Here is a 15,589-nt window from a genome sequence, read left to right on the forward strand (position 1 = left end):
GGCTGGCCGCCGTTGCGGCGGCGGAAACTTCAGCCGGGCGGTGCTGTACCACCAGCGTGGTACCCAGGGCCACCACACAGGCCCCCAGGGAAGCGATGGCGACCCACATCCATTTCATGGGCGAAGGGGTGGAAGGCACGGTGCGCACATCGGACGGCTGCAGGGGAATAGGGCAGTTCATGGTGTTTCTTTTCTTTCCGCGCGCATGTGCGCCATTCATTGTTTCGATCTTGTGTCGGGGCCGTCACTCAGTGCACAACGCGGCCCATGGACAGACGGTATACAAGCCACGATGCCCGCCTTTGTCTGCTTTGTAAGGGTCGGTAAGAAGTGCTGCAGTAGCGCCGCAAGGTGCACAGCCCCAGGGCACACATTTGCCATTGCTTACAGCGCCAAGCGACACAGGCCCTAGTCAAGGCACAGGCGCCACCTCCGTACCGTCCTGGGGCACGGGATGCGCCGGGGCGCGACGCCTGCGCACCTGCAGCCCCGCCTCGTCCAGGGCCCGCGCGCAACTGGCGGCGAACAGCAGCACCGCCGACGAGAAATAGATCCACATCAGCAGCACCACCAGCGAGCCGGCCGCCCCATACGCGGAAACGACCGCCGCCGTGGAGAGGTACCACGCCAGCAGCTGCTTGCCGATGGTGAACAGGGTGGCGCCCACCACCGCGCCGGCGATGAGGCAGCGCAGCGGCGGCTTGCGCCCGGTGCCGATGCGCATCAGCCCGACGAACAGCGCCACGGCAAAGCCGAAGGCCACCACCTCGTTGACGACCTGCAGGATGGGACCGAGCGGCGCGATGGACAGCCGGGCCCCGGCCCAGCCGGCGAACAGGTTGATCAGCGTGGACATCGTGAGCGACACCAGCAGCAAAAAGCCGATGGCCAGCACATAGGCCAGCCCGCGCAGCCGCAGCGAGGCCATGTGCCACCAGGCGGTGCGCGCGGGGTCGGGCTCCGCGCCCTGCCACAGCCGTGCCAGCGCCGATTGCAGCTCCACGAACACCCCGGTGGCGCCCGAGAGCAGCACGACGAAGCCGATCAGCGAGGCCAGGCGCCCCTCGGACGGCTCCTGGGCGCTGGCCAGGGCCTGGCGCATGACGTCGGCCACGCGCTCGCCCATCACCGACTGCACCTGGTTCAGCAGGCTGCTCTCCAGGTAGCTGCGGTCCAGCCACCAGCCGAGCACGCCCACCAGCAGGAGCAGCAGCGGCGCCAGGCTGAGCATGCCGTAGAAGGACATGGCCGCGCTCATGCGCAGGCCGTCGGCGTCGAGCCACAGCTGCACCGCCCGCCACAGCGGCATCACGGGCTGTACCAGGGGTTGGAGGCGCTCGGTGGCGCGCTGGATGCGGTCGGAGACGGTCATGCACGGAGCATAGGAGGCGGGGTGGCGGATTTCCACCGGCCGGGCACGGAAGCCACTGTAGGCGCTGTCCCACAGGCGGCTGGGCCCATCTGCCACTTGTGGCAGGCTCTTGCCATCTTCTCCAGGAGCCCCCGCCCATGCATGCCCCCAGCCTGACCCGATTGCGCAGCGTCCTGCAGGACCACATCGACCGCGGCATTCTGCCCGGCGCGGTGGCGCTGGTGCACCACCGCGGCCAGACCGTGCTGCACGACGCCCTGGGCGCCCAGGCGCCCGCCGCGGGGGCGCCGGCCATGGCGCCGGATTCGATCTTCCGCATCTACTCCATGACCAAGCCCGTGGTGTCGCTGGCCACGCTGATGCTCATGGAAGAAGGGCGCCTGCCCCTGTCCCACCCAGTGGCGCGCTACCTGCCCACCTTTGCCGGCCAGGGCGTGTTCGACCCGGCGACGGGGGGTACCACCGCCGTGCAGCGCGAGGCCACGGTGCACGACCTGCTGCGCCACACGGCGGGGCTGAGCTACGCCTGGGACACCGGCCCGGTGGCCCAGGCCTACCAAGCGGCACGCATCGGCTCGCGCCGCGACGGCAATGCGGCGCTGGCCAAGGCCATCGGGCCCCTGCCCCTGCTGCACCAGCCCGGCAGCTGCTGGGAATACAGCCGCGCCACCGACGTGCTGGGCGCGCTGCTGGAGGTGGTGGAGGGCGAGACCCTGGGCGCCATCCTGCAGCGCCGGGTCTTCGGCCCGCTGCAGATGCACGACACCGGCTTTCACGTGCCGGCGGAGCAGTTGCACCGCCTGGCCCAGCCCTTCGCGCGCGACCCGGCCACCGGCGCCGAGGTGGCGCTCAACGACGTAGCGCGCCCGGCCGCGTTCGAGTCGGGCGGCGGCGGGCTGGTGTCCACGGCCGGCGACTATGCGCGCTTTGCGCGCCTGCTGCTGGCCGGCGGCACGCTCGACGGCGTGCGCCTGGCCAGCCGCGCCACCGTGGGCTTCATGGCGGCCGACCACCTGGGCGACCGCATCCCGGCGGCCGGGGACATCCTGCCCGAGGGCTATGGCTTTGGCCTGGGCGTGGCGGTGCGCCGCAGCGCGGGCCTCGCGCCCCATGCCGCATCGGTGGGCCAGTACGGCTGGAGCGGCATGGGCGGCACCTTCTTCCTGGTGGACCCGGCGGAAGACCTGGTGGCCATCTTGCTCACCCAGGCGCCCGGCCAGCTGCGCTACCTGTGCGAGCTGTACCCGGCGCTGGTCTACGCGGCGCTGTAGCAACCACAGGGCCCTGCTTTAAACTCGCCCCCAAGGGGCAAGAAAAGAATATGCAGATTCGCTGTGCACTGGTCGGCATGCCCGGCTCGGGCAAATCCACCGTCGGCAGGCAGCTGGCGCACCGCACGGGTGTGCCGTTCATCGACCTGGACCATCGGCTCGAGGAAACGCTGGGCACCAGCATCCGCCAGTTCTTCGAGGAACATGGCGAGGCGCGCTTTCGCGACCTGGAGGCCCAGGAACTCGCCAAGGCCGCTGCCCAGCCGGGGGGCATGGTGCTGTCGACCGGTGGCGGCGCCGTGCTGCGCCGCGAGAACCGCGATGTGCTGCGCGCCATGGGCCCGGTGCTCTACCTGCGCGCCTCGCCCGAAGAGATCTACAAGCGCGTCAAGCACGACCGCACCCGCCCCCTGCTGCAGGGCGGCAACCCCATGGACAAGCTGCGCGCACTCTACGCCCAGCGCGACGGCCTGTACCGGGAAACCGCCCACTACGTGATCGAGACCGGCCGCCCCACGGTGCACATGCTGGTCAACATGATCATGATGCAGCTCGAAATGGCCGCGGGCGCCGACATGGGCGCAGAGCAGACACCGCAGCCATAGGCAAACCGCCTCAGCGCAGGGGTGAAGAATCACTCCAGTGGAAGTGCACGCGCGGCTGGATGTCCGCGATCTCGGTGCGCAGCAGCGCGGCCAGCCGCGCCGCCTCGCGCTGCGTGAGCCGCGCCACGGTGGTCGACAGGCTGATGGCCGCAAAGGCCCGCCCGCCCGCGTCCACCACCGCATGGCCCACGGCGGCGGTATTGGTGTTCAGGCAGCCGCCGCTGCGTGCGTAGCCCAAGCCTTGGGTCTGGGTGAGCAGCGTGCGCAGCGTGGCCTCGTCCAGCCCGCCGTAGCGGCCCAGCGTGGCCGCATTGGCCGCCAGCGCGGCCTCGATGAGCTCCTCGCCCTGCGCCGCCATCAGCGCCAGGCCCGCCGCGCCCACGCCCAGCGGGCGGCGCCCGCCCACGGTCACCGACAGCGGCGGGTCGAGCCTCTGCACGTTGGTATGGGTATAGCAGACGGCCTCGTGGCCGCTGAGCACGAACAGGTAGGCCGCATAGCCCGTGGCATCGGCCAGGCGCTGCAGGTTGGCGCTGAACAGCGGCGCCACATCGTGCCGACCGCGCGCAGCCAGGCCGTGCTCGAACGGGCGGCGGCCCAGCACATAGCCGCGCCCCTCGGGCAGCGCGGCCACCAGGCGCGCGGCCATCATGTCCTGCAGCAGCCGGTGCACGCTGGGATGCGGGATGCCGGACTGGCGCGCGATGTCCGACAGCGACAGCCCGCGCGCGTCGTAGCGCGAGAGCTGGTCGAGGATGCGCAGCACGCGGTCGAGCACCAGGGTGGCCATGTTTGTCCATGCAGTGGAAAGAACGATTGTAGGAAACGGCGGGCCGGCCAAGAATGGCGGCATTCCTATAACCATCCTCGGAGACACCCGGACATGACCGCTTTCGACCGCACCCCTACCACCCGCCGCGCCCTGCTGTGCACCGCTGCCGCCGGCATGCTCGGCCTGGCCGCCGGCCCGGCGGCCGCGCAGGAGGCCGCCTTCCCGGCCAAGCCGATCCGCTTTGTCGTGCCTTATGCCCCCGGCGGCACCACCGACCTGGTGGCGCGCACCGTGGGCGCCCACATGGCGCAGACCCTGGGCCAGCCGGTCATCATCGACAACCGCGCAGGCGCGGGCGGCAACATCGGCATGGACGCGGTGGCCAAGGCCGCGCCCGACGGCTACACCGTGGGCATGGGCGCGATCTCCACGAATGCGCTGAACCCGCACATCTACAAGAAGATGCCCTTCGACCCGCGCAAGGACTTCACGGCCGTGGGACTCTTGGGCAATTCCACCATCGTGCTCGAGGCCGGCCCCGCCCTGCCCGTGAAGACCGTGGCCGAACTGCTGGCCCATGCGAAGAAGAACCCCGGTGTTCCCTACGCCACGGCCGGTGCCGGGACCTCCATGCACCTGACCGGCGTGCTGTTCGCCCAGACCAGCAAGACCGACCTGGTGCACGTGCCCTACAAGGGCAGCGCGCCGCTGATCACCGACCTGATCGGCGGCCAGGTGCCGATCGCCTTCGACAACCTGCCCGCCTCGCTGCCCCACATCCAGGCCGGCAAGCTGCGCGCCCTGGCCGTGGCGGGCGCCCAGCGCTCGCCCGCGCTGCCCGACGTGCCCACCCTGGCCGAAGCCGGCCTGCCCGACGCGGTGGTCGAGCCCTGGTTCGGCGTCTATGGCCCCGCGGGCCTGCCCCCCGCCGTGGCACAGCGCCTGAACAAGGCATTGGCCGATGCGCTGGCCGACCCCGCCGTCAAGGACAAGCTGCTGGCCGCGGGCTTCACCCCGCGCAGCGCCAGCGTGGCCGATTTCGATGCCTTGACCAAGCGCGAGTACGAGCGCCTGGGCAAGGTCGCCCACAGTGCGCGGATGAGCGCCGACTGATCCTTTTCTCCCCTTCTTCTTCCCTCCCTGCGTGACCATGACCACCACCCTCGACGCCACCCACGATCCCCAGCTGCGCAGCTGGGTCGCCTCCGCCAATCTGGCGGGCTGCGATTTCCCGATCCAGAACCTGCCCTTCGGCCGCTTTCGCACCGCGGGCAGCGGTGGACCGCTGCGCATCGGCGTGGCCATCGGTGACCAGATCCTGGACCTGCAGGCTGCGGGCCTGGTCGCGCACAACGACATGAACGCACTGATGGCCGCCACGCCGGCCAAGCGCCAGGCCCTGCGCCAGCAGTTGTCCGAAGGCCTGCGCGAAGGCGCCAGCCAGCAGGCCGCCTGGTCCCAGGCGCTGTCGCCCCAGGGCGAGGCCGAGATGGCCGTGCCCTGCCAGATCGGCGACTACACCGACTTCTACACCAGCGTGCACCACGCCACTACAGTGGGCAAGCAGTTCCGCCCCGACAACCCGCTCTTGCCCAACTACAAGTGGGTGCCCATCGGCTACCACGGCCGCGCCTCGTCCATCGGCATCAGCGGCCAACGCATCAAGCGCCCGCAGGGCCAGACCAAGGCGCCCGATGCCGCCGTGCCCACGCTCGGCCCTTGCAAGCGCCTGGACTACGAACTGGAGCTGGGCTGGTTCATCGGCCAGGGCAATGCCCAGGGCGAGCCCATCGCCATCGGCCAGGCCGAGCAGCACCTGTTCGGCGTGGCGCTGTTCAACGACTGGAGCGCGCGCGACATCCAGGGCTGGGAATACCAGCCGCTGGGCCCCTTCCTGTCGAAGAACTTCGCCAGCACCCTGTCCCCCTGGGTGGTGACCATGGAGGCGCTGGCACCGTTTCGCGCCCCGTTCGAGCGCGACGCGGCGGACCCGCAGCCCCTGCCCTACCTCGACTCGCCGGGCAACCGCGCCCAGGGTGCCTTCACCATTGCGCTGGAGGTGCTGCTGCAGACCGCGCGCATGCGCGAAGCCGGCGAACCCGCCGTGCGCCTGGCGCTGACCAACACCCAGCGCGCCGCCTACTGGACGCCCGCGCAGCTGGTGGCGCACCACACGGTGAACGGCTGCAACCTGCAGCCCGGCGACCTGATGGGGTCGGGCACGCTCTCGGGCCCCGAGGCCAGCGAAGCCGGCTCGCTGCTGGAGTTGGCAGGTGGCGGCAAGCAGCCCGTCACGCTGCCCAATGGCGAGCAACGCAGCTTCCTCGAAGACGGCGACACGCTGGTCCTCAAGGGCTGGTGCGAGCGCGAAGGCGCCGTGCGCATCGGCCTGGGCGAAGTGAGCGGAACCATCGTCGCCTGACGCACCACAGGCAGCCCCTCGAAGAGGGGCTGTTTCTAGAGGTTCGGCGCCAGCAGCCGCGCCAGCACGGCCTCGTCCATGCCGCGGCGCTGGGCCATGTCGTGCAGCTGGTCCTCGCCGATCTTGCCGACGCTGAAGTACGTGCTCTCAGGGTGGCCCAGGTAAAAGCCGCTCACGCTGGCGGCCGGCATCATGGCCAGGCTCTCGGTCAGGGTCATCCCGACCTCCTCGCACTGCAGCACGCGGAACAGCTCGCTCTTGGCGCTGTGGTCGGGGCAGGCGGGGTAGCCGGGCGCCGGACGGATGCCGGCGTACTTCTCGCCGATCATCTCGTCGTTGGTCAGCTGCTCGCCTGCGGCATAGCCCCACAGGTCGGTGCGCACGCGCTGGTGCAGGCACTCGGCAAAGGCCTCGGCCAGGCGGTCGGCCAGGCTCTTGAACATGATGGCCGAGTAGTCGTCGAGCGCGTCGATGAAGGCCTTTTCCTTCTTCTCGATACCGAGGCCCGCCGTCACGGCGAACAGGCCGGCGTAGTCGGCGATGCCGCTGTCCTTGGGTGCGACGAAGTCGGCCAGGCAGCGGCTGGGGCGGGTCACGCCGTCGATGACGTGCTTTTCGGTCTGCTGGCGCATGCCGTACCAGGTCATGGCGACCTCGGTGCGGGTTTCGTCGGTGTAGAACTCGATGTCGTCGTCGTTCACGCTGTTGGCCGGGTACAGGCCCATCACGCCGCTGGCGGTGAGCCAGCGGCCCTCGATGATCTTTTTCAGCATGGCCTGCGCATCGGCGAACACGCGCGTGGCTTCCACGCCCACCACCTCGTCGGTCAGGATCGCGGGGTACGGGCCGGCCAAGTCCCAGGTCTGGAAGAACGGGCCCCAGTCGATGTAGCGCGCCAGCTCGGCCAGGTCGAAGTTCTTGAACACCCGGCGGCCCAGCGCGCGCGGCACGGTGGGTTGGAAAGCCGCCCAGTCCACCGGCGTCTTGTTGGCGCGGACCTTGGCCAGCGACCACAGCGGGGTCTGCTTCTTGTTGGCGTGCTGGGTGCGCACCTTATCGTAGTCGGCGTTGAGCTCCTGCACATAGCTGTGCACGCCGTCGCCCAGCAGGCTCTGGGCCACGCTCACGCTGCGCGAGGCATCGGGCACGTAGACGACAGGGCCTTCGTAGTGCGGCGCGATCTTCACGGCGGTGTGCACGCGGCTGGTGGTGGCGCCGCCGATGAGCAGCGGGATCTTCTTGATGCGGAAGTGGTCGTCCTTCTGCATCTCGCCGGCCACGTACTGCATCTCTTCGAGGCTGGGCGTGATCAGGCCCGACAGGCCCACGATGTCGGCCCCCTCGACCTTGGCGCGCGCCAGGATCTCGTGACAGGGCACCATCACGCCCATGTTCACCACCTCGAAGTTGTTGCACTGGAGCACGACGGTGACGATGTTCTTGCCGATGTCATGCACGTCGCCCTTGACGGTGGCGATGATGATCTTGCCCTTGCTGCGCACGTCGCGCCCGGCCAGTTCGTCCTGGCGCTTTTCTTCCTCGATGTAGGGAATCAGGTGGGCCACGGCGGACTTCATCACGCGCGCACTCTTGACCACCTGGGGCAGGAACATCTTGCCGGCGCCGAACAGGTCGCCCACGACGTTCATGCCGTCCATCAGCGGGCCTTCGATCACGTGCAGCGGCCGCCCGCCCTTGGCGACGATGGCCTGGTAGGCCTCTTCGGTGTCTTCGACGATGAAGTCGGTGATGCCGTGCACCAGCGCATGCGACAGGCGCTCGCCCACGGTGCGCGGGGCCTCGGGCGTGCCGCGCCATTCGAGCTTCTTGCTTTCGTCCTTGGCGCCGCTCTTGGCGGTCTCGGCCACCTCGACCAAACGCTCGCCCGCATCGGGGCGGCGGTTGAGCACCACGTCCTCGACGCGTTCGCGCAGCGTGGGCTCCAGGTCGTCGTAGACGCCGACCATGCCGGCGTTGACGATGCCCATGTCCATGCCGGCCTGGATCGCGTGGTACAGGAACACGGTGTGGATCGCCTCGCGCACCGGGTCGTTGCCGCGGAAGCTGAAGCTCACGTTGGAGACACCGCCCGAGACCTTGGCGCCGGGCAGGTTCTGCTTGATCCAGCGCACGGCCTCGATGAAGTCGACCGCGTAGTTGTTGTGCTCCTCGATGCCGGTGGCCACCGCGAAGATGTTGGGGTCGAAGATGATGTCCTCGGGCGGGAAATCCACCTCGTCGACCAGCACGCGGTAGGCGCGCTCGCAGATCTCGATCTTGCGCTCGAAGGTGTCGGCCTGGCCCTTCTCGTCGAAGGCCATGACCACGGCGGCCGCGCCATAGCGCTTGACCAGGCGCGCCTCGTGCTTGAACTTGTCGATGCCCTCCTTCATGGAGATGGAGTTCACGATGCCCTTGCCCTGGATGCAGCGCAGGCCGGCCTCGATCACCTCCCACTTGGAGCTGTCCACCATGATGGGCACGCGCGCGATGTCGGGCTCGGAGGCGATGAGCTGCAGAAAGCGCACCATGGCCGCCTTGCTGTCGAGCATGGCCTCGTCCATGTTGATGTCGATGACCTGGGCGCCGTTTTCCACCTGCTGGCGCGCCACGGCCAGGGCCTCCTCGTACTGCCCGTTGAGGATCATGCGGGCAAAGGCCTTGGAGCCGGTGACGTTGGTGCGCTCGCCGATGTTGACGAACAGCGTGCCCTCACCAATGGAGACGGGCTCCAGGCCGGACAGCTTCAGGGGGGGCATGGGAAGGGCGGACATCAGGCTCACCTGCAAGTGGGGTCGGTAACAGGTGAGCGTCGTTGCGGGGTGGTCGGCCCCGAGCCTGACGGATGGTTGCCTGGCAATCTGGGTGCCAGGCTTGTCCGCTGCAACGCTCCTCGGGGGAAGCGGCATTTTACCTGCCTAGCGAACGGGCAGGAACTGCAGAAAAGTGCCCCCCACGATCCCCTGCACATAGCTGATGGCCGCGCGGCGGTACTTCTCGGTCACCACCACCGCCACCAGGTCCAGGCGGGCGATGAGCTTGCCGAATTCGCGCTCGAAGCTCAGGTTGCGCCCCTGGGGCCCGATCTCGTCGGCCCACAGCAGCGGCTGGCCCGCGCCATTGCGCCGCTGGGACAGCAGCCACACCGCCGACTCGACGTTGCGCGCGGCGTTGTACAGGTGCTGGGCGTCGAGCGAGTCAAGCAGGAAGAACTCGGTCTTGCCGCCATGCGCGGTGACCAGCATGTCGGCCGTGGCAGCAATGAAGGCCGCCACCCGGTCGCCCGCGAATTCGGGGGCCAGCGCAAAGGCCAGGCCCGCGATATCGCGCCGGCCCTGCAGCGGCGCCCAGGGCTGGCGCTGTTCCACGGCGGCGCGCACCTGCTCCATGGCCTGCTCGCGGCTGGCCGCGCCGCTTTTGCGCCACTCGGCCGGGTTGCGGCGGTAGAGCTTGTCCATCAGCAGGTACAGGCTGGCCAGGTTGTCGCGCATGGCCAGCGTGGCCATGCGGTTCACGTCCGACTGGGCCAGTTCGCCCGCAGTGGTGGGTGCGCCGCGCACCTCACCGCGCGCGGTGGGTGCCGGGGCGGAGCAACCGGCCAGAAAGGCAAGCGACGACAGGGCCAGCAAGGCCAGGGGGATGTGAAGGGATGCGGGTGCCACCATGTGCGCCCCATTATCGGCAACTGCCCGGCGCGCCTTGGTAACCGTGCGTCACCCGCCGTGCGGTATTCCTTCGATGGGGCACTCGGCCGTGCCCACCGTGCTGCGCGTGAGCGCCTGCACGGCGGCGCGCGTGCCGTCGGGGTCGGTCACCCAGCGCTGGTAGAAGCCATAGGGGCAGGCCGCCACGCCCTGGTCACCCTCGCCCGAGTTCAGCACGCCCGTATAGCCGCGGTGCAGCAGCTTGAACAAATGGTTCTCGGACTGACCGTTCCGGCGGAAATCGCGGATCAGGCTGGTGGAGAGGGCCGCGTACTGCACGCCGTATTCCTCCTCCCCGCACTCGCCCAGCGTGCGGCCGTCGAAGCCGATCAGCGCCGAGTGGCCAAAGTAGCTGTACACGCCGTCGAACCCCGCCGCGTTGGCCACCGCCACGTAGGTGTTGTTGGCAAAGGCCATGGCCTTGCTCATCAGGATCTGCTGCTCCTTGGCCGGGTACATGTAGCCCTGGCAGCGCACGATGAGCTCGGCACCCTTCATCGCGCAGTCGCGCCAGATCTCGGGGTAGTTGCCATCGTCGCAGATGATGAGGCTGATCTTGAGGCCCTTGGGGCCCTCGCTCACATAGGTCTGGTCGCCGGGGTACCAGCCCTCGATGGGCGTCCAGGGCATGATCTTGCGGTACTTCTGCACGATCTCGCCCTGGTCGTTCATGAGGATCAAGGTGTTGTAGGGCATCTTGTGCGGATGCTCTTCGTGCCGCTCGCCCGTGAGCGAGAACACGCCCCAGACCTTGGCCTTGCGGCAGGCAGCCGCGAAGATTTCCGTCTCGGGGCCAGGAATGGTGGTGGCGGTATCCATCATCTCCTGGCGGTCGTACATGATGCCGTGGGTGCTGTATTCGGGGAAGACCACGAGGTCCATGCCCGGCAAGCCGGTCTTCATGCCCACCAGCATGTCGGCGATCCTGCGCGCGTTGTCCAGCACGTCGGCCTGGGTGTGCAGGCGCGGCATCTTGTAGTTGACGACCGCGACGCCCACGGTGTCCTTGCTGCTTGAAATATCGCCGTGGATCATGGCGTGGTCTCCTTGGGAATCGTTGATTCGTCAGTGGCTGATCATCCAGGGCCTTTTTGTGGGAAAGGTCTTGGCGCCACTCGGTGCCGTGACCGTCCCGCCGCGCTTGCTGCCACCGCCGCTGCAGCAGCCACACCCCGAGGGGTGGCGCAGCCGGCCGTAGCTGCCGGCATCGCCATCGCGCGAGGACGAGCGCGGGGCGTGCTGCGCGCGCTCGTTGGTGTCGTGCGCGCGGCGCTGCTCGGGGCTCACGCAGGCCAGGTGGGGGGCGTAGGCGAACACGCGCGCCGCTGCGGCCCCGCATTCGGGGCAGGCGCAGGGCTCGTTGCGCAGGGCCACGCTGCGCAGCGCATCGAAGTTGCCGCAGTCGGGGCAGGCGTAGTCGTAGGTGGGCATGGGCGGGCCTTCGTGGCTACTTGTCTTGCGAGATCGGCATGTCGATGCTGCCGTCGAGCATCTTCACCGGGCCGGCGGCCGTGGGGTTGATGTCGAAGTCGAAGATCTCGGTGGGCAGCCACAGCGTGGCGCAGGCATTGGGCACGTCGACCACGCCGCTGATGTGGCCCTGCACCGGGGCAGTGCCCAGGATGGAATAGGCCTGTGCACCGCTATAGCCGAACTTTTTCAGGTACTCGATGGCGTTCAGGCAGGCCTGGCGGTAGGCCACCGTGACATCCAGGTAATGCTGCTTGCCCGATTCGTCGACCGAGATGCCCTCGAAGATCAGGTAGTCCTTGTAGTTGGGGGTGACAGGGCTGGGCTTGAAGATCGGGTTCTTGATGCCGTACTTGGCCATGCCGCCCTTGATCAGGCTGACCTTCATGTGCACCCAGCCCGCCATTTCGATGGCGCCGCAGAAGGTGATCTCGCCGTCGCCCTGGCTGAAGTGCAGGTCACCCACCGAGAGCCCCGCGCCTTCGACGTAGACCGGGAAATACACCTTGGAGCCGCGCGAGAGGTCCTTGATGTCGCAGTTGCCACCGTGTTCGCGTGGCGGCACCGTGCGTGCGCCCTCGGCGGCGGCCTTGGCCTTGGCCTCGCCCTGCAGCTTGCCCATGTGGGCGGTGATTCCGTTGGGCGGGTTGGCCAGGCCGGGCACGCGGTCCGGGTCGGTGGCGATCAGCTCGGCCTCGCGCGCATTCCAGGCATCGAGCATCTTCTGGTCGGGCAGGCAGCCGATCAGGCCGGGGTGGATCAGGCCCGCGAAGTTCACGCCCGGGATGTGGCGGCTGTTGGTGAACATGCCGTGGAAGTCCCAGATGGACTTTTGCGCCAGCGGGTAGTGCTCGGTCAGGAAGCCGCCGCCGTTCTTCTTGGAGAAGAAGCCGTTGAAGCCCCACAGGCTGTCGTCGCGCGCGCCGATGTCGAGCAGGTCCACCACCAGCAGGTCGCCCGGCTCGGCGCCCTTGACGCCCACGGGGCCCGACAGGAAGTGCACAGTGGACAGGTCCACGTCGCGCACGTCGTCGGCGCTGTCGTCATTCTTGATGGCGCCGCCGGTCCAGTCATAGGTCTCGAGCTTGAACTCCGCCCCGGGCTCCACCCACACGGCCATGGGGATGTCCGGGTGCCAGCGGTTGTGCACCTGGGGGTTGTCGTACGGCGACTGCTTGAGGTCCACCTTGATCAGGGTATCGGCCATGGCGTGTTGCTCCTTGGATGGTTGTGGAAGGGGAACGAAAAGAGACGGGAGAGAGGGTCAGACGGACAGGTAGGCCTTGATGTGCTGCTGGTCGGTATCGGCACGCGCGGTCTCGTGTACCAGGCGGCCACCTTCGATGACGAACAGGCGGTCGGCCACGTCCATGGCGAACGAGAGCACCTGCTCGCTGACCACGATGGTGATCTGGCGCAGCTTGCGGATCTCGTTGAGGGCCCGGGCGATGTCCTTGATGATCGAAGGCTGGATGCCCTCGGTGGGTTCGTCGAGCAGCAGCACCTTGGGGTCGGTGACCAGCGCGCGCGCAATCGCCAGCTGCTGCTGCTGCCCGCCCGAAAGGTTGCCGCCCTTGCGCCGGCGCATGTCCCACAGCACGGGGAACAGGGCGTAGATCTCATCGGGGATCTCGCGCGTCTTCGAGTTCTCCAGCCCCGTCTGGATGTTCTCTTCCACCGTGAGCGTGGGGAAGATCATGCGGCCCTGGGGCACGTAGGCAATGCCCTTGGCCACGCGGCGAAAGCTCTCGTCACGCGTCACCTCCTGGCCGGCCACGGTGATGCTGCCACTCTTGACCGGCATCACCCCCATGAGGCTCTTGAACAGCGTGGTCTTGCCCATGCCGTTGCGGCCCATGATGGCCACGGTCTCGTTGGCCCGGCCCTCGAAGGAGATGCCGTGCAGTGCTTCGCTCTGGCCGTAGGCCACGAACAGGTCCTTGACTTCCAACATACGGTGGTGCTCCTGTGCGGGGTGGCTCGGTCAGTGGCCGAGGTAGACGTCGATCACCTTGGGGTCGTTCTGGACCTTGTCCATCGAGCCCTCGGCCAGGATCTTTCCCTGGTGCATGACGGTGACCTTGTGCGCGATGCGCTTGACGAACTCCATGTCGTGCTCGATCACGATCACCGCGCGGTTCTTGCAGATGCGCTGCAGCAGCTCGGCCGTGAGCTCGCGCTCGCGTGCGCTCATGCCGGCAATCGGCTCGTCGAGCATCAGCAGCTCGGGCTCCTGCATCAGCAGCATGCCGATCTCCAGCCACTGCTTCTGGCCGTGCGACAGCAGGCCGGCCTCGGTGTCGAGCTTGTCCCCGAGGCCGATGTCGTCGGCCACGGCCTGCACGCGCTTCTTCACCGCCGGGGTGCAGCGGAACGCGAGTGCGCCGAACACCGAGCGCCCCGAGGGGTAGGAGACCTCCAGGTTCTGGAACACCGAGAGGTTCTCGTAGATCGAGGGCGTCTGGAACTTGCGGCCGATCCCCAGGCGCACACGCTTGTGCTCGGCCATGCGCGTGAGCTCCTCGTTCTTGAACTTGATGCTGCCGCCGGTGGCGCGCGTCTTGCCGCAGATCAGGTCCAGCAGCGTGGTCTTGCCCGCGCCGTTGGGGCCGATGATCACGCGCAGCTCGTTCTTGTCGACGTACAGCGTGAGGGCGTCGATGGCCTTGAAGCCGTCGAACGAGACCGTGAGGTCTTCCACGGCCAGGGCGAAGTCGGTGTTGCTCATGGGGGTGCTCCGGGTGCGGGGTGCGCTCAGGCGCGCTGGCTGCTGGCGCCTTCAGGCAGGCTCGGGGCGGCGGCCGGCGCATCGGTGGGCGGGCGGCTTGGCGGTGCCACCGGCGCCCGCACCGCAGCCTGGCGCAGCGCCTCGCGGCGGCCCTTCCACCAGGGCACGATGTGGCTCTCCCACAGGCCGGCCAGGCCCATGGGGAAGGCCATGGTCACGCCGATGAACAGGGCGGCCATGAGGAACAGCCACAGGTCGGGAAAGCTTTCGGAGAAGTAGGTCTTGCCGGCGTTGACCAGCAAGGTGCCGTACACCGCCCCGACCAGGCTCATGCGCCCACCCACGGCGGCGTAGATCACCATCTCGATGGACGGCACGATGCCCACGAAGCTCGGCGACATGAAGCCCACCTGCAGCGAAAACAGCGCACCGCCGATGCCCGAGAGCGCGGCCGCCAGGCAGAAGGTGAAGACCTTGAAGTTGGCCACGTCGTAGCCCGAGAAGCGCACGCGGTCTTCCTTGTCGCGCATGGCCAGCAGCAGGGTGCCGAGCTTGCTGGTCTGGATGAAGCGGCACAGCACGATGGACAGCACCAGCAGCGCCACGCACACGTAGTACAGGATGTACTTGGCGCTGTCGGTGCGCGTGTCCCAGCCCCACAGGGTCTTGAGGTCGGTCATGCCGTTGACGCCGCCGGTGTAGCCCTGCTGGCCGATGATGAGCACGGTGCAGATCAGCGCCACGGCCTGGGTGATGATGGCGAAGTACACGCCGCCCACGCGGCGCTTGAACATGGCGAAGCTCACGATAAAGGCCAGCAATGTGGGCACCACGATCACCGCGGCCAGCGAGAACGGCAGGCTCTTGAACGGCACCCAGAACGCGGGCAGCTCGGTGATCTGGTTCCAGTCCATGAAGTCGGGGATGCCGGGGGTGGACTGGATCTTGGTGCTGATGGGGTCGGAGGCTTCGAGCTTGAGAAACATGGCCATGGCGTAGCCGCCCAGGCCGAAGAACACACCCTGCCCCAGGCTGAGCACGCCGCCGTAGCCCCAGACCATGACCAGGCCGATGGCCACGAAGGCGTAGGTGAGGTACTTGCCCACCAGGTTCAGGCGAAAGATGTCGAGCGCGAGCGGCAGCACCACGGCCAGCAGCACGGTGAGCAGCACCAGGCTGGCGAGCTGGTAGCGCTGGATCCAGGCTTTGAGGGCATTCATGAAAGGACTCCGGTGAACTCAGGTG

At 68.1% G+C, this 15,589-nt stretch carries 14 protein-coding genes, 1 pseudogene and 1 riboswitch; of the genes and pseudogenes, 4 read left to right on the forward strand and 11 right to left on the reverse strand.

Features of this window, described 5'->3' with window-relative positions; all coding sequences use genetic code 11:
* Both PMI14_RS35150 and PMI14_RS29015 read right to left on the reverse strand, forming a co-directional pair.
* Positions 1 to 181 (reverse strand): annotated as a pseudogene (locus PMI14_RS35150) (hypothetical protein); the annotation flags it as partial.
* Between the two features lie 231 nt (positions 182 to 412).
* Positions 413 to 1,372, reverse strand: coding sequence for a YihY/virulence factor BrkB family protein (locus PMI14_RS29015; protein ID WP_052024535.1), 960 nt, complete (start codon positions 1,370 to 1,372; stop codon positions 413 to 415).
* Between the two features lie 137 nt (positions 1,373 to 1,509).
* On the opposite strand from PMI14_RS29015, the gene PMI14_RS29020 reads away from it, so the two are divergent.
* Together PMI14_RS29020 and PMI14_RS29025 are read left to right on the forward strand one after the other, a co-directional pair.
* Positions 1,510 to 2,643 (forward strand): serine hydrolase, encoded by a 1,134-nt coding sequence (locus PMI14_RS29020; protein ID WP_007860396.1) that lies wholly within the window; start codon positions 1,510 to 1,512, stop codon positions 2,641 to 2,643.
* A gap of 50 nt (positions 2,644 to 2,693) precedes the next feature.
* Positions 2,694 to 3,248 (forward strand): shikimate kinase, encoded by a 555-nt coding sequence (locus PMI14_RS29025; protein WP_007860398.1) that lies wholly within the window; start codon positions 2,694 to 2,696, stop codon positions 3,246 to 3,248.
* A 10-nt stretch (positions 3,249 to 3,258) separates the two neighbouring features.
* Here PMI14_RS29025 and PMI14_RS29030 read toward each other — a convergent pair whose 3' ends face one another.
* On the reverse strand, positions 3,259 to 4,038 hold the full coding sequence (locus PMI14_RS29030; protein ID WP_007860403.1) for an IclR family transcriptional regulator: 780 nt from the start codon (positions 4,036 to 4,038) through the stop codon (positions 3,259 to 3,261).
* Positions 4,039 to 4,131: 93 nt separating this feature from the next.
* Here PMI14_RS29030 and PMI14_RS29035 point away from each other — a divergent pair, with 93 nt between their 5' ends.
* Both PMI14_RS29035 and fahA read left to right on the forward strand, forming a co-directional pair.
* Positions 4,132 to 5,133: a tripartite tricarboxylate transporter substrate binding protein gene (locus PMI14_RS29035; RefSeq protein ID WP_007860406.1), complete on the forward strand. Its 1,002-nt coding sequence runs from the start codon at positions 4,132 to 4,134 to the stop codon at positions 5,131 to 5,133.
* 37 nt (positions 5,134 to 5,170) lie between these two features.
* A complete protein-coding gene (gene fahA, locus PMI14_RS29040) occupies positions 5,171 to 6,442 on the forward strand; it encodes a fumarylacetoacetase (protein WP_007860409.1) in 1,272 nt (423 codons plus the stop codon).
* Between the two features lie 35 nt (positions 6,443 to 6,477).
* On the opposite strand, the gene metH is transcribed toward fahA, so the two are convergent.
* From metH to urtC, 8 genes are all read right to left on the reverse strand, one after another.
* Positions 6,478 to 9,216 (reverse strand): methionine synthase, encoded by a 2,739-nt coding sequence (metH, locus tag PMI14_RS29045; RefSeq protein ID WP_081497425.1) that lies wholly within the window; start codon positions 9,214 to 9,216, stop codon positions 6,478 to 6,480.
* A 26-nt stretch (positions 9,217 to 9,242) separates the two neighbouring features.
* A riboswitch (S-adenosyl-L-homocysteine riboswitch) is annotated at positions 9,243 to 9,343 on the reverse strand.
* A gap of 17 nt (positions 9,344 to 9,360) precedes the next feature.
* Entirely contained in the window at positions 9,361 to 10,107 is a 747-nt protein-coding gene (locus PMI14_RS29050; RefSeq protein WP_007860413.1) for a hypothetical protein, read from the reverse strand.
* Positions 10,108 to 10,155: 48 nt separating this feature from the next.
* Positions 10,156 to 11,181 (reverse strand): aliphatic amidase, encoded by a 1,026-nt coding sequence (locus PMI14_RS29055; RefSeq protein ID WP_007860416.1) that lies wholly within the window; start codon positions 11,179 to 11,181, stop codon positions 10,156 to 10,158.
* 30 nt (positions 11,182 to 11,211) lie between these two features.
* Positions 11,212 to 11,577 carry a zinc ribbon domain-containing protein gene (locus tag PMI14_RS29060; protein ID WP_007860417.1) on the reverse strand — a complete coding sequence of 122 codons (366 nt, stop codon included), beginning with the start codon at positions 11,575 to 11,577 and terminating at the stop codon, positions 11,212 to 11,214.
* Between the two features lie 16 nt (positions 11,578 to 11,593).
* Entirely contained in the window at positions 11,594 to 12,823 is a 1,230-nt protein-coding gene (fmdA, locus tag PMI14_RS29065; protein WP_007860420.1) for a formamidase, read from the reverse strand.
* A gap of 57 nt (positions 12,824 to 12,880) precedes the next feature.
* A complete protein-coding gene (gene urtE, locus PMI14_RS29070) occupies positions 12,881 to 13,570 on the reverse strand; it encodes an urea ABC transporter ATP-binding subunit UrtE (RefSeq protein ID WP_007860422.1) in 690 nt (229 codons plus the stop codon).
* Between the two features lie 30 nt (positions 13,571 to 13,600).
* On the reverse strand, positions 13,601 to 14,344 hold the full coding sequence (gene urtD, locus PMI14_RS29075) for an urea ABC transporter ATP-binding protein UrtD (RefSeq protein ID WP_007860424.1): 744 nt from the start codon (positions 14,342 to 14,344) through the stop codon (positions 13,601 to 13,603).
* A 26-nt stretch (positions 14,345 to 14,370) separates the two neighbouring features.
* A complete protein-coding gene (urtC, locus tag PMI14_RS29080; protein WP_007860426.1) occupies positions 14,371 to 15,564 on the reverse strand; it encodes an urea ABC transporter permease subunit UrtC in 1,194 nt (397 codons plus the stop codon).
* Positions 15,565 to 15,589 lie beyond the last annotated feature (25 nt).

This window comes from Acidovorax sp. CF316 (assembly GCF_000276605.1).
Taxonomy (GTDB): Bacteria; Pseudomonadota; Gammaproteobacteria; order Burkholderiales; family Burkholderiaceae_C; genus Acidovorax.

What these genes read in the sequence shown, in the direction of transcription:
- PMI14_RS29015 (WP_052024535.1), bottom strand. Translation starts at nt 1,372, where the DNA reads ATGACCGTCTCCGACCGCATCCAGCGCGCCACCGAGCGCCTCCAACCC.
- PMI14_RS29020 (WP_007860396.1), top strand. Translation starts at nt 1,510, where the DNA reads ATGCATGCCCCCAGCCTGACCCGATTGCGCAGCGTCCTGCAGGACCAC.
- PMI14_RS29025 (WP_007860398.1), top strand. Translation starts at nt 2,694, where the DNA reads ATGCAGATTCGCTGTGCACTGGTCGGCATGCCCGGCTCGGGCAAATCC.
- PMI14_RS29030 (WP_007860403.1), bottom strand. Translation starts at nt 4,038, where the DNA reads ATGGCCACCCTGGTGCTCGACCGCGTGCTGCGCATCCTCGACCAGCTC.
- PMI14_RS29035 (WP_007860406.1), top strand. Translation starts at nt 4,132, where the DNA reads ATGACCGCTTTCGACCGCACCCCTACCACCCGCCGCGCCCTGCTGTGC.
- fahA (WP_007860409.1), top strand. Translation starts at nt 5,171, where the DNA reads ATGACCACCACCCTCGACGCCACCCACGATCCCCAGCTGCGCAGCTGG.
- metH (WP_081497425.1), bottom strand. Translation starts at nt 9,216, where the DNA reads ATGTCCGCCCTTCCCATGCCCCCCCTGAAGCTGTCCGGCCTGGAGCCC.
- PMI14_RS29050 (WP_007860413.1), bottom strand. Translation starts at nt 10,107, where the DNA reads ATGGTGGCACCCGCATCCCTTCACATCCCCCTGGCCTTGCTGGCCCTG.
- PMI14_RS29055 (WP_007860416.1), bottom strand. Translation starts at nt 11,181, where the DNA reads ATGATCCACGGCGATATTTCAAGCAGCAAGGACACCGTGGGCGTCGCG.
- PMI14_RS29060 (WP_007860417.1), bottom strand. Translation starts at nt 11,577, where the DNA reads ATGCCCACCTACGACTACGCCTGCCCCGACTGCGGCAACTTCGATGCG.
- fmdA (WP_007860420.1), bottom strand. Translation starts at nt 12,823, where the DNA reads ATGGCCGATACCCTGATCAAGGTGGACCTCAAGCAGTCGCCGTACGAC.
- urtE (WP_007860422.1), bottom strand. Translation starts at nt 13,570, where the DNA reads ATGTTGGAAGTCAAGGACCTGTTCGTGGCCTACGGCCAGAGCGAAGCA.
- urtD (WP_007860424.1), bottom strand. Translation starts at nt 14,344, where the DNA reads ATGAGCAACACCGACTTCGCCCTGGCCGTGGAAGACCTCACGGTCTCG.
- urtC (WP_007860426.1), bottom strand. Translation starts at nt 15,564, where the DNA reads ATGAATGCCCTCAAAGCCTGGATCCAGCGCTACCAGCTCGCCAGCCTG.